Annotated in this window: 8 protein-coding genes and 2 pseudogenes; 2 read left to right on the plus strand and 8 right to left on the minus strand. The window is 75.0% G+C overall.

Annotated elements, in window-relative coordinates; all coding sequences use genetic code 11:
• Nucleotides 1-782 (minus strand): annotated as a pseudogene (locus AC0CYZ_RS23805) (FAD-dependent monooxygenase); the annotation flags it as partial.
• A gap of 89 nt (nucleotides 783-871) precedes the next feature.
• On the opposite strand from AC0CYZ_RS23805, the gene AC0CYZ_RS23810 reads away from it, so the two are divergent.
• Nucleotides 872-1,990 carry a lipid II:glycine glycyltransferase FemX gene (locus AC0CYZ_RS23810; RefSeq protein ID WP_472219930.1) on the plus strand — a complete coding sequence of 373 codons (1,119 nt, stop codon included), beginning with the start codon at nucleotides 872-874 and terminating at the stop codon, nucleotides 1,988-1,990.
• Here the strand turns inward: AC0CYZ_RS23810 and AC0CYZ_RS23815 are convergent.
• The 6 genes from AC0CYZ_RS23815 to AC0CYZ_RS23840 all read right to left on the minus strand — a co-directional run bounded on the left by AC0CYZ_RS23815 (nucleotide 1,978) and on the right by AC0CYZ_RS23840 (nucleotide 10,155).
• Complete coding sequence (locus tag AC0CYZ_RS23815; protein WP_472219932.1) at nucleotides 1,978-3,060, minus strand: GNAT family N-acetyltransferase; 1,083 nt, start codon at nucleotides 3,058-3,060, stop codon at nucleotides 1,978-1,980. The two genes, AC0CYZ_RS23810 and AC0CYZ_RS23815, sit on opposite strands and share 13 nt — an antisense overlap.
• Nucleotides 3,057-5,159 carry a sugar transferase gene (locus tag AC0CYZ_RS23820; protein ID WP_472219934.1) on the minus strand — a complete coding sequence of 701 codons (2,103 nt, stop codon included), beginning with the start codon at nucleotides 5,157-5,159 and terminating at the stop codon, nucleotides 3,057-3,059. The genes AC0CYZ_RS23815 and AC0CYZ_RS23820 overlap by 4 nt, the downstream gene beginning before the upstream one ends.
• Nucleotides 5,153-6,787 (minus strand): lipid II flippase MurJ, encoded by a 1,635-nt coding sequence (locus tag AC0CYZ_RS23825; protein ID WP_472219935.1) that lies wholly within the window; start codon nucleotides 6,785-6,787, stop codon nucleotides 5,153-5,155. Before AC0CYZ_RS23825 ends, AC0CYZ_RS23820 begins: the two co-directional genes overlap by 7 nt.
• A complete protein-coding gene (locus AC0CYZ_RS23830; RefSeq protein ID WP_472219936.1) occupies nucleotides 6,784-7,893 on the minus strand; it encodes a YveK family protein in 1,110 nt (369 codons plus the stop codon). Before AC0CYZ_RS23830 ends, AC0CYZ_RS23825 begins: the two co-directional genes overlap by 4 nt.
• Before the next feature lie 82 nt (nucleotides 7,894-7,975).
• Nucleotides 7,976-9,133, minus strand: a complete 1,158-nt coding sequence (locus tag AC0CYZ_RS23835; RefSeq protein ID WP_472219937.1) for a DegT/DnrJ/EryC1/StrS family aminotransferase — start codon at nucleotides 9,131-9,133, stop codon at nucleotides 7,976-7,978.
• Nucleotides 9,130-10,155, minus strand: coding sequence for a Gfo/Idh/MocA family protein (locus AC0CYZ_RS23840; RefSeq protein WP_472219939.1), 1,026 nt, complete (start codon nucleotides 10,153-10,155; stop codon nucleotides 9,130-9,132). The genes AC0CYZ_RS23835 and AC0CYZ_RS23840 overlap by 4 nt, the downstream gene beginning before the upstream one ends.
• A 1,210-nt stretch (nucleotides 10,156-11,365) precedes the next feature.
• On the opposite strand from AC0CYZ_RS23840, the gene AC0CYZ_RS23845 reads away from it, so the two are divergent.
• Nucleotides 11,366-12,127 carry a sulfite exporter TauE/SafE family protein gene (locus AC0CYZ_RS23845; RefSeq protein WP_472219941.1) on the plus strand — a complete coding sequence of 254 codons (762 nt, stop codon included), beginning with the start codon at nucleotides 11,366-11,368 and terminating at the stop codon, nucleotides 12,125-12,127.
• A 122-nt stretch (nucleotides 12,128-12,249) separates the two neighbouring features.
• On the opposite strand, the pseudogene AC0CYZ_RS23850 reads toward AC0CYZ_RS23845, so the two are convergent.
• Nucleotides 12,250-12,465: pseudogene (locus AC0CYZ_RS23850) on the minus strand (hypothetical protein); the annotation flags it as partial.

A 12,465-nucleotide genomic window follows, 5' to 3' on the forward strand; every position in this document is an offset into this window, starting at 1 on the left:
CGTCGGAACGTCTGCCACGGCGCGGACGGGCCCGCGGCCGTCCCGGTGCGCAGCGGCGCGCCGTGCAGGACCGGGTCGAAGACCTCGCGCAGGGTGTCCAGGCACGCCGCGGTGTCGAGCCGGTCGAAGCCCAGCGCCGTCCACGTGGACGGGGGCGCCTCCACGATGAACGTGCTGGTGGCGTCGTCGAACTGGTAGGCGTGACACCAGATCCACCCGGACCCGGTGTCGACGAAGCCGAAGGTGAAGGTGGAGAACGGGGCCGGGGTCCCCAGCCACAGGTAGCGGTTGCGGCCGGGCTCGATCCGAGTGCCGAAGGCGTCGGCGTACCGGCGGCGGACCCCGCTGCCGGCCCCGTCCGCGGCGACCACGAGCGCGTCGAGCCGGTCGGGGCGCGGCTCGGGCCCGAGCGTGTCGGCCGGGGCGTCGGTGGAGGGTCGCACGTCGACGTCGAGGGCCCGGGCACGGTCGCCGAGCACCTCCAGGAGGCGGTGGCGGCCGATGGCGTACCCGGAGCCGCCGAGGAAGACCGGCGTCCGCCGGCCGACCTGCACCGCCTGCCCGTCCCACACGACGGCGGCCCGGTGGACGGCGCGCGCGGAGACCGGGTCGGTGCGGTGCATCTCGTCGAGCAGGTCGTCCCAGAACACGACGCCCCAGCCGTGGGTGACGCCCGGGGGGTTCCGTTCCCACACCGTCACCGGTCGGCGGGGATCCTGCCGCTTGAGCGCGATTGCGGTGTAGAGCCCGGCCGGTCCACCGCCGACGCACAGGGTTCTCATGCTCGGGCCTCCTGCTGTATGCCTGTGTCCTGGTCAGGGCCTGCCAGGCTGTCCGCGACCGGCAAGCGGCCGAGGGAGACGACATCGACGTGCGGGTGCAGAGCGCGCTGGACCCGGTGACCCGGCGCGAGTGGGACGCGATGGTGCGCGCGACACCGGGCACCGACGTCAACCAGCTCACGGCGTGGGCGACGGTGCGTTCCGCCGTGGGGTACTCGGCGCGGTACGTCCTGGTGCGCGAGGGCGGGCGGATCGTCGGCGGGGCACAGCTGCTGCTGCGGGTCGCCGCCGGCCCGCTGGGCCTGGCCTACCTGCCCTCGGGCCCGGTGGTCTCCCCGACGGCCGCGGACCGCGCGGCCGTGGTCGCCCGGCTCGCCGAGTCGCTCACGAGGTGGTCGAACCCGGTCCGTCCGTTGTTCGTCCAGCCGCCCGACGACGCCGAGGACGTCAGCGCGGCCCTGCTCGCGCGCGGGTTCCGGCGCTCGCGGGCCGGGGTCGCGCCCGCCGGCACGCTCCGGCTCGACCTCTCGGCCCCGGAGGAGCAGCTGCGGGCGGGGCTCGGTCGGCGGCTGCGCTACTGGACCGGCAAGTGGGCCGAGCGGGGCGTGGTCGTGCGTCAGGGCGACGCCGGGGACGTGGCCCTGCTCAGCGAGCTCATGGCCCACTCCGCGCGCCACCAGGGCTACCAGCCGCTGCCGCACGCCTACGTGGAGACCTTCTACCGCGAGCTGGTGCCGAGCGGGAACGCGGTCCTGTTCGTCGGGGAGGTCGACGGTCGGCCGGTGGCGGCGGACCTGCTCACCGGCTGCGGCGGGGTGATCAAGGGCCGGCTCGGCGGCTTCGACCGCTCCGGCCCGGCCGGCAAGCTCAGCGTGCCCGGCGCGATGCGGTGGGCGGCGATCCGCTGGGCCCGCGAGCAGGGCTACCGGTGGTTCGACTTCGGGGGCATCGACCCGGACATGCTCGCCGACCTGCAGGCGGGCCGGACCGAGAACGAGGAGAGCTGGCCCGGAGCCGACCGCGCCAAGCTGTCCTTCGGCGGGACACCGTTCGCGTACCCACCGGCCGTGGAGCGGATCGCGCCGCCCGCCCGGTGGGCCTACGACGCCGCGACGGGCAGCGCGGTGGGCCGCCGGTGGCTCGCGGTCGTCACCGAGCGGCTGCGCGGAGCAGGTCGTGGTCATGGCGGCGACGCTCAGCAGAAGTAGCGGTAGAGCGCACGCCCGGCACGGGCGGTGAGCTCCTCGGGGACGGATGGATCGGTCAGCAGCGCGGTGACCTCGCCCAGCAGCGCATCGACCCGCGCCGAGGTGGGCGGGGGCCCGAGCCGGAGGCCGAGCACGCGGCGCTCGTCGTCCGCCCACTTGCGCTTGTAGGCCACGAGGCCCGGCTGGTCGAGGTCGCTGACCCCCCAGTCGAGGGCGCGTAGGCCGCGGTCGAGGGCGTGGCGCAGGCCGGCCCAGAACAGCGCGTCGTTCGGCCGCAGCGGGAGCGCCGCGGCCCGGGAGGCGCCGAACTTGTAGTAGAACACCCCGTCCCACTCCAGGAAGAGCGCGCCGGCGACCACCTCGCCGTCCGCCTCGGCGAGCAGCACGACGAGGCCGTCCCGGGCGGCGAACTCCGTCGCGAGCTCCTCGAAGAGCTCGATCGGCGGAGCGAGCATCCGGTACCGCTCGCGTCGGCGGGCCACGTGCAGGGCGTGCAGCGTGTGCAGGTCGGCGAGCGTGGTGCCGCGCCGGACCCGCACCCCCCGGCGGGCGGCGAGGTCGCTGTTGCGCCGGGCCTGGGGGTGCAGCCGGCGGCGGAGCGCGTCGCCGTCGACGCCCAGCGTCGTCGCGTGCCAGGCGGCGCGCCCGGTCACGGTGGCCCCGGCCGGGACGCTCGTCGACGCGCTCTCGAGGACGCGGAGCGTCCAGGGCACGTCCTCGGGCCGGTCGGCGAGGAGCCCGCTGAGGACGGCCGGATCGTCGGGCACCGGGTCGGCCCGGTCCGAGAACGGCAGCGACACCCGGCGGGCGCCACGGACGTCGTCGACGGGTACCCAGGCGACACCGCCGGTCGCGGGGCCGCTGCCGACGACGAGGCGGGCGTGGGCGGAGAAGCCGTACGTCCGGCACACCGCGCGCAGCCACGGCGGCGAGCTGAACAGGCTCCCGCGCCCGCCCCCGACCCGTTCAGCCCACCGGGGGTCGTCCCGTGGATCGATGTCGAGCACGGGCCCGGCGGGCGGCGCCCCCGCGGGGGGTGCGGTCGCCGCGGAGAGGTCCGTGGCGCTCACCGCGCGCCTCCCCCGCGGACCAGTACCGGGAGGGTGCGCACCAGGATGCCCAGGTCGTTGCGCAGCCCACGGCGGTGCACGTAGTCCACGTCGAGGCGCAGCATGTCCAGGGTGCCGAGCGTGCTGCGGCCCTCGACCTGCCACAGCCCCGTCAGCCCGGGGAGGACGGAGAAGCGCTCGGCGTACCGCGCGGGGAACAGGGGCGCCTCCCACTCGAGGCAGGGTCGCGGGCCGACGAGGGTCATGTCCCCGCGGAGCACGTTGGCCAGCTGGGGCAGTTCGTCGAGGCTGGCACGGCGCAGGACACGGCCCACGCGGGTGATGCGGACGTCGTCGGGCAGCTTCGTGCTCCCGTCGACCAGGGTGTCCTCGCCCCGGAGCTCGGCGGCGATGAGGTCGCGCAGGGCGTCGTCGGACCCGCCGACGCGCATCGTGCGGAACTTGAACAGCACGAACGGACGACGGTCCAGTCCGACGCGGCGCTGACGGATGATCGCCGGGCCGGGGCTGGACAGCCGCACCGCGAGCGCGATGACCGCCAGCGGGAGGGCGAGCACCAGCAGTGCGACCGACGCGACCGCGATGTCGGCGCCCCGGCGGAGGACGGCCCCGGTGGCCGAGGCCGGGCTCCCGACGGCGGGCGGGGCGGTCGCCCGCGTCAGCACGGCGGGCGGGACCGTCGCCCGCGTCAGGACGGCGGGCGTCCCCACCGCGACCCCGAGCAGCACGAAGAGCAGGTCGCCCGTGCCGCGGAGCGTGAGGTGCGCGTCGAGCACGGAGACCACGATCAGCATCCACCAGGAGATGCCGAGGGCCTGGGCCAGCGCGCCCCGCGCGTCGGGGGCCCCGGCGCCGTCGCGGGCGGTGCGCAGGACGGCTCGCGAGAGCCAGACGAAGCCGAGCAGCAGCGGGATGCCGCCGACCCACAGCAGCTCGAGGTAGCCGGACTCGAGGTAGATCACGTCGCGCCACGTCTCCGGCGCGCGGAGCACGGAATCGGGTCGGACCCCGAGCAGGAAGTGGAAGCCGCCCAGCGCGGGCAGGTAGAAGTGGCTCAGGTTGTCCCAGCGCGTCAGCCAGCTGACCGGGACCCCGCCCGAGGACGTCGCCTGGAGCCGCACGGAGAGGGCCGGGACACCGACCGCGGCGAGCACCGCGAGGGGCACCAGTGCCCGCCACGACCGCCGACGGAGTTCGGGGAACGCCGCGAGCAGGAACCCGGCCGCCACCGCGGCCGAGATCCAGGCGGTCACCTGGCCGGTCGCCAGGATGCCCGCCACCAGCAGGACCGCCGCGACGATCCGCTCCCGGCGACCGAGCAGGCCGCGCACCGTGCAGCACACCAGGACCACGGCCGCGATCACCAGCACGTCGCCGGTGGCCAGCGGTGACCCGAGGGTGGTGGTCCCGCGCTCCTGCAGGTCGGCGGCGGCGCCCCCGGAGGCCCACCACACCTGCAGCACGGAGAGGACCGGCGCGACCTGGAGGGTCTGCAGCACCGCGGTCGCGCCCACGACGGCCGCCGGCCACACCACGAGGCGCACGAGTCGTTCCACCTGCGAGCGGCTCCGCACGGTCACCCGGACGAGGACGTAGAGCGCGGCCAGTTTGACCATCGGGAGGGTCGCGGCGAGGTCGGCGCTCGTCGGGGTGATGCCCCGCAGCATCTCCGAGGCGACGGGCCAGACCGTCGCGAGGACGACGAACACGGCCAGCGGGAGGTCGACGCGGTGCAGGACCGGGCGGGGCAGGGCGCCGGTGCGGATCCCGCGCACGACGCCCCCCGCGACCGCCCCGGTCACCGCGAGCGCGAGCACCGCCTCGTTGGGGCGAACCAGGGGGATGAGCGTGGAGCGATCGATCCCGGCGAGGAACGGCAGCGTCGCCACGTAGAGGTACACGGCGGTCACCGGCCGCAGCGCCGTGACCACCAGGACGGCGCCGGCGGTCACGGCGAGCAGGACGACCGCGATCGCGACCGTGCCCGTGGTGGGATCGAGCCGGGTCGCCCCCAGCGCGAGGTCGACGGCGACCGTGGCCGCCACCAGGATCGCGACCACGTCGGGCCGCCACCGCGCGGTCGGGGCCGGGGTCACCACGTCGGCCTCCCGGCGCCACGTCCGACGAGGCGCAGCGCCCCCTGCAGCGCCCCGACGTAGGCGGCGACGACCACCAGGCCCGCCGCGGCGAGGGCGATGAGGGCCACCACCGGTCCCGGGGGCGCGAGCGCGCCGAGCCCGGCCCGCGCGCCGAGCGCCACGGGCACGGCGATCGCGCCGGCGGCGAGCGTGGCGAGCAGGGCGCGCCGCGACAGCAGCCGCCGGGGCCGCAGGCTGCGGCGCAGGCGGGCGAGGACCATGACGGTGGCGGTGGCGTCGCGCACGACGACCGCGACGCACAGCAGCGCGGGCCGGGCCGCGGGGACGGCCAGCAGCGCGGCGAGGCCGACGGCGACCCCGAGCAGGGTGCCCACGTCGGTCGCGAGACGGGGCCCGCGGACGTCGAGGCGCGCGAAGAGCGCCTGGCGCCCGATCTCGTAGGAGCCGCCGAAGACCTGCGACACGCCGATCACCGCGATGCACGCGGTGAGCTGCGCGATGATCTCGGGGCTGTGCAGCTCGCCGCCGGCCAGGACCGTGGCGATCGGGGCGGCCAGGCAGACCAGCACCACTGCGGAGCCGACGCTGACGAACGAGGAGTAGCCGAGGGCGCGGCGCCAGGCGGTGGCGAACCCGTCCTCGTCGCCCTCGTGGGCGGCGCGCGAGAGCCCGGGCAGCACCGCGGTGGTGACGGCGCGGGCGCCGAGCGCGGTGGGCACCGCACCGACGCTGTAGGCCAGCCAGAACACGGTGACGCCGCCGGGGACGGTCGCGGCGACCGCGAGGAGGACGAAGACGCCGGCGGCCGGGAGCGCGGCGATCCGGAAGGAGCCGCGGAGCCGCCGGCCCACGGCCCGGACCTCCGGGTCCCGCCACCGCCACCGGGGTCGCAGCGCCACACCGGCCCGCGCGGCCCCGGCCAGCTGCAACGCGGCGTGCACCGCGACGGCGGCCGTGCTGCCCAGGCCGAGGGCCACGACGAGGCCGACGGGGACGGTCCCGACGTCGACGCCCGGTCCGTGCGTCGCGAGGAGTGCGAGGACCACGGCGACCAGGCCCAGGTTCTCCACGGCGGGTGCGGCGGCCGCGAGCGCGAACCGGTGCTGGGCCTGCTGCGCGGCGGCACCGAGGTAGGCCAGCGCGTAGAGCGGCACCTGGGGGGCCACGCAGCACAGCAACAGCACCGCGAGCCGCGCGGCGCGGGCCTGTTCGACCGGGTCGGCGATGCCGGTGGTCAGCGCCCAGGCGATCAGGGGCGAGCACAGCACCGTCGCCACGGCGAGCACGCCGCCGACACAGAGCAGGAGCCCGGTCAGCCCCTCGAGGAGTCCCCGGCGGTCGCGGGACCCTCCCGGTGCGCAGGCGCGCACCACCGCGGGGACGACGACCAGCGCCAGGACCGGGCCCGCCATGACCTCGAAGAGCAGGTTCGGGACCTGGTTGGTGGACTGGAAGACGTTGGCGAACCAGGTCGGACCGAGGACGGCGCCGACGGCGACGACGCGCAGCAACCCGGTGGCGCGGCTGACCACGGTCCAGCCCGCCACCGTGATCGAGCCGCGCGCCGCACCGGAGGGGGAGGGACCCGCGGCCGCGGCGGCGCCCGCACCCGTCGCGGTCCCGGTCACGACGCCTGACCGCGACGCTGCCATCGCCAGGCGAGCACGGCCACGGTCACCAGGCCGACCAGCAGCCCGGTCACGGCCCCGGTCGCGGCGCCGAAGCCCGGCCGGGGACTCACGGCACCACCGGCGTAGGCCGGGACCACGATCTGCGCCTGGGGCTGGGACACCTGCGCGAGCATCAGCGTGTCCAGCTGCGAGCTGAGGCTGCCGGCGCGGTCCGCCACGGCGGGGAGCTGCGCGAGGGCCGGGGCGCTCCCGTCCACCCGGAGCTGCTGCATCAGGTTCTGGGAGGTCGTGAGCTGGCCCTGCAGGTAGCGCATCTGATCGGACGAGGGCTGGGACGAGGAGCTGACCTGCAGGTACTGCTTGGTCACCGAGTCCGCGAGCCGGACCGCGAGGTCGGGCGAGGGGTCGCGCGTCTCGAAGTTCAGCAGCTCGCTGCCGTCCGGCACGGTCACGGTGAGCTTCTCCGCGAGACCGGCGGGGGAGAGGCCGTACTGGGCGGCCACCGGACCGAGCACGGCGTTGCTCTGGGCGAGCATCGCCTGGGTGGTGAGGTTGCGGTCCTCGCGCAGGAACCCGGTCGGTTGCTCCTGGCTGATGATGAAGAGCACGGACGCCCGCCCGGCGTACTCGGTGGGCCACAGCAGCGAGGCGCCGAATCCGGCGACGGCGCCGAGCACCACCATCACGAGGCCTATCACGGCGAGTCGCCGGATCTGCCCGCGGTCCAGCCCGGCGGGCACCGAGCCGCCGACCGGGGGGTCCGACGTGGTGGCGAGTCCCCCGTGCCCGTTCGACCGGTCACCCTCGGGCCCCTCGGGCTCGGGCGGGCGGGGTGGACCCGTGAGACCGGTCGGGCCGCGCCCGGTGTCGTCGTCGACCTCCGGCGACGCCGACTCGCCGCCGTCCTTGTCGTCCTCGGTGCCCTTGCCGCCCTCGGTGTCCTCGGCGCCCTTGGTGCCCTCGGTGCCCTGGTCGGTCGCGGTGGCCCTCGCCCGCCGCTGCGACGGGAGGAGCGCGACCATCCCCGACCCGCCGTGCTCGGCGGACCCCGCGTCCGGGGGTGTGCCCTCGGTCGGCGCGGCGTCGTCTCGGTCGTCGGTCATCGGCTCCTCTTCCGGGATCGGGACTGGGTCGGACGGGTGATGGGCTGCGCCGCACCGGTAGGTGGCCGGTACCGGGTGGCCCTCATCGGGACGCGACCCTGCGGCGGCGCTCCACGACGTCGGACACGGCGGTGGTGACGTGCTCGATCTGCTCGGCGGTCGTGCCGGGGGAGCAGGGCAGCGAGAGGATCCGCGCGGCCGCGGCCTCCGCCACCGGGAGCGACGGTGTCGGCCGGTCGTCGGCGAACGCCGGCTGGCGGTGGCAGGGCACCGGGTAGTGGATCCCCCAGCCGATTCCCGCGGCGGACAGCGCGTCGGCCACCGCACCACGCTGCTCCACCTGGACCACCGCGAGGTGGTGGACCGGCTCCCCGCGCGGATCCACCGCCAGGAGGCGGCACGCGTCGGGGAGCAGGTCGCCGTAACGCGCCACGACCTGTCGTCGGGCCTCGTTGTCGGCGTCGAGCCGGCGGAGCCGGACGCGCAGCACCGCGGCCTGCAGGGCGTCGAGCCGGCTGTTGCGCCCGGCCTCCCGGTGCAGGTGGCGGTCGCGCGGGTCGCGGCCGTGGTCGGCGAGGCGACGGACCCGGTCCGCGAGGCCCGTGTCCGCGGTCGTCACCGCGCCCCCGTCGCCCAGGGCGCCGAGGTTCTTGCCCGGGTAGAAGCTGAACGCCGCGGCGTCCCCGAGGGCGCCGGCCCGGCGTCCCGCGAAGCGGGCGCCGTGCGCCTGGGCGGCGTCCTCGACCAGCGCGAGGCCGTGACGGCGGGTGATCCTGCGGAGCGCGGCGATGTCGGCGACCTGCCCGAACAGGTGCACGGCCACGACGGCGGCGGTCCGGGGCCCGATCGCGGCCTCGACGGCGGCCGGGTCGACGAGCAGGTCCTCGGGCCGCACGTCGACGAAGACCGGGACCGCCCCGACCGCCCGGACGGCCTCGGCGGTGGCGACGAACGTGTTCGTCGGGACGACGACCTCGGCCCCCGGGTCGATCCCGAGCGCACGGAGGACCAGCTCGAGCGCGTCCGTGCCGTTCCCGACCCCGACACAGCGGGCGGTCCCGACGTGGTCGGCGAACTCGCGCTCGAACGCGGCGACCTCGGGGCCCCCGACGAAACGCCCCTCGTCGAGCACCGCGGCCCAGGCGGCGTCGAGCTCGGGGCGGACCCGGCGGTGCTCGCCGCGGAGGTCGAGGAACGGGACGGGCCCGGGACGGCCGGGGTCCGGCGCGGGAACGGTCACGACGCCGTCCCCAGCGAGCGGATCCGGCCGACCGCTTCGGGTGCCGCCGCGGCCTCGTCCGTCGAGGCGAGGACACGCACGACGTCGAGGCCCCGCTCACCGGGCGTGGCCGGCCGGCTCCCCGTGCGGACGCTCTCGACGAAGTGGGTGTCCTGGACCAGCAGCGGTTCGGCGAACTGGATGTAGGGCGACACGATGTCCCCGGTCCGGTAGGAGACCGGCATCGCGTGCACGTCGTCGGGCTCGAGCGCGGATACACCGATGTCGTAGACCCGGATCCGCTCGTTGTCGGAGAGATCGTTGTAGACCGCCATCTTGCGCTCCCCGACGACGGTGACGCGCCGGACCTTGCACGGGTCGAGCCAGCTCACGTGGACGTAGGCGCTGATCTGTTGGCGCGAGAAACTCATTCGCAGGTAGGCCACGTCCGCGTGTTTGACGCCGACGTGACGGCGGGCCCAGACCGCGGTCTCGTCCGGCATCTCGTCGAGGAGGTAGGAGACGATCGAGATGTCGTGCGGGGCGAGGTCCCAGATCACGTTGCAATCGGCCTGGTAACGCCCGAGATCGAGCCGGGCGGTATCGATGTAGAGAATGCGTCCGAGCTCGCCGGAATCGATGAGTTCCTTCAGCTTCCAGACGGCCGGATTGTATTCGAAGGTGTGGCCGACCATCAGGCATTCGCCGCGGTCGCGGGCGAGGTCCACCATTGCTTCGGCCTCGGGCACCGACAGGGCCAACGGTTTCTCCACGAGGACGCCCTTGCCGGCGTCCAGTGCCGTCATCGCGAGCCGCGGGTGCTCGGCGGGCGGCGCGGCCACGACGGCGGCGTCGATGACGTCGAGGCAGTCCTCGAGGCGGGGAGCGCACGTCAGGAGGCCGTGGACGCGCTGTGCCTCCGCGAGTCTCGCCGGGTCCGGGTCGATGACGACGACCTCGACGTCCGGCAGGCTGCCGAGGACCCGCACGTGCTTCGATCCCCAGTAGCCGTACCCGACCACGCCCACCCGCAGTGTCTTCACCGAGTACCACCCCAACTCCCGTTCCCGGTGACTTTCCGGGAACTCGGATCGAGTAAAGCACGCTGATAGCGCCGGCACTAGGTCTGGAAGTGACCCCGGAGATTGGCGCGGAGAATGGCCCCGACGCACAAAGAGCGTTCGGGTTGCGTGCCGCGCTTATCGATGAGATATCGGGTCGGCGTCGCGCTCGTAACCGCCCGGGCCCCTGATTGTCGGGCAAGGATACCCGCCGTAGAAGTGGTGACCTACGGCCCTTGACTCGATCTCCTCGGAGGTTTACCGGGCGGCGGCGCGCGCAGCTGGAACCGCTTCTTCTGATCAGTGGGAAATCGATCTCCACGAGTAGGGCCGGTGGTCCGACAATGGTGTTGCGCGGGTCGCTGAATCAATCGGCGAATTCGAATGGGCCGGACTTACTCATCGTTTGGACTGATCGGGTGATAATGCGATGACTTCTGCGCCGGTCGGACCAACGAGATGACGCCGGGTCGGACGTCCTGCGGCGTCCGTGGGCGAGGCACCCGTGCCTCGGAACGCACCGCGTCACGGCAGCGGCTGTCGATCGTGCCCCGGCGCGCCATCGCCATCCACGGCGCGGCGGCCCACGCGAGCGCGCCCACCGCGGCCACCACGGCCGCTGCGACGGGAAGCCTCATGACACCGCCCGAGCAAGCCTGGCCGGCCCCCCGCGGCCCGACCTCGGCGGGTCACGGTAGGCCCGAGGCCGGGCCGTGCCCAGCCCGCGCGACGCCGCCGCCCCGGAGGACGTCCTGCGCGGGTCCGGATCGCCGACGCACGTCGACCCATTCACCGAAGACGGAGAACGGAAAGGGATGTCGTGCAATTCCCCCGCTCCGAACGGGAACGGTCGAGCACCACCGCGCGCGGAAGCTCACCGTGAGTCGAAACGCTGCGACGTCGTGGTGGGACCCCGGGCCTGGTTCGCCCAGGCGTGGAGATATCCGGGCGTGTCCATCCGCTTCCGGCGCACGGCGCCCCACGTCGAGGACCCGGTGAGACGGCATTCCCGTCGCTCGTGGGCCGACGCGTGCACCTCCGGTATCGGCCGGCCTTCCTCGATCCGCGGATCGGAGGTCACGGTCGTCCACCGGCCGATCCGCGACGACCACCGTGGCCGTGGGTCCGCTGTCCCGTCCGCGCAACACCCGAGGGGTCGGCGGGAGCGGCCGTGGTGGGCGATCATCACCGGGTGACGATCGGCGAGGCGGCCATCATCGCGGTCGCGGGCGTCTGGGCCGGGATGATCAACACGGTCGTCGGCTCCGGCACCCTGGTCACGTTCCCGGTGCTGCTCGCGCTCGGCTTCCCGCCGCTGACGGCCAACGTGTCCAACGGGCTGGGCCTGGTCCCCGGCTCGTTGACCGGGGCGATCGGCTACCGCCGGGAGCTGCGCGGCCTGCGGGGGCGGGTGCTCCGCCTCGCGATCCCGAGCGTCCTCGGTGCCCTGCTCGGGGCGCTGCTGCTGCTGGTGCTGCCCTCCGCGGCGTTCGACGAGGTCGTGCCGGTCCTCGTGGCCCTGGCCGTGGTGCTCGTCGTGATCGGCCCGTGGGTCTCGAAGCGGGTGGCCGCGCGGGACACGTCGGGGGAGCCGCGGACGGAGGTGGGTCCGGCGCTGGTCGGCGCGACCTTCGGGACCGGGGTGTACGGCGGTTACTTCGGCGCCGCCCAGGGCGTGCTGCTGATGGGCTTCCTGGGAATCCTGCTCGACGACGACCTGCAGCGGCACAACGCGGTCAAGAACGTCCTGGCCATGGTGGCGAACCTGGTCTCGGGGATCGTGTTCGCGTTCGTCGCGCCGGTGTCCTGGCCGGTGGTGGGGCTCATCGCGGGCGGCTCGATCGTCGGGGGAGTGCTCGGCGCGCTGATCGGCCGGCGTCTGCCGCCGCTGGTGCTGCGCGGGGTGATCGTGGTGGTCGGGCTGGTCGCGCTGGTCCAGCTCCTGCTGCGCTGAGCGGTGGGCGCGGGCCCGTTCCCGCCGGCTCGGCCAAGATCACGATCTGTGCGGCGACGTGATCGCTGAGCGAGCACTCCGCCACACTGTTCGCGATCTTGGCGGCGAGATGCCTCCCGGGGTCAGGCGCCGACCGGCCGCGGCGGCTGAGCCGGGGCCCCGCACGTCCCGCAGTGCGCCCATCCCGGCCGCAGCTCCGCCTGGCAGGCCCGGCAGCGCGCCGTGACCCGCAGCGGCGCGGTGACGCCCTCCGGGTAGGACTGCGGGTCGAACGGCGGCCGTCCGTACCCGGCGTGGCCCTGCTGGGGCGGGGCGAACGGGGGACGGGCCATGCCGGC

This window comes from Actinomycetospora sp. (genome assembly GCF_055612215.1).

Excerpts from the sequence above, each read along its gene's own strand:
- AC0CYZ_RS23830 (WP_472219936.1), bottom strand. The coding sequence starts at position 7,893 with ATGACCGACGACCGAGACGACGCCGCGCCGACCGAGGGCACACCCCCG.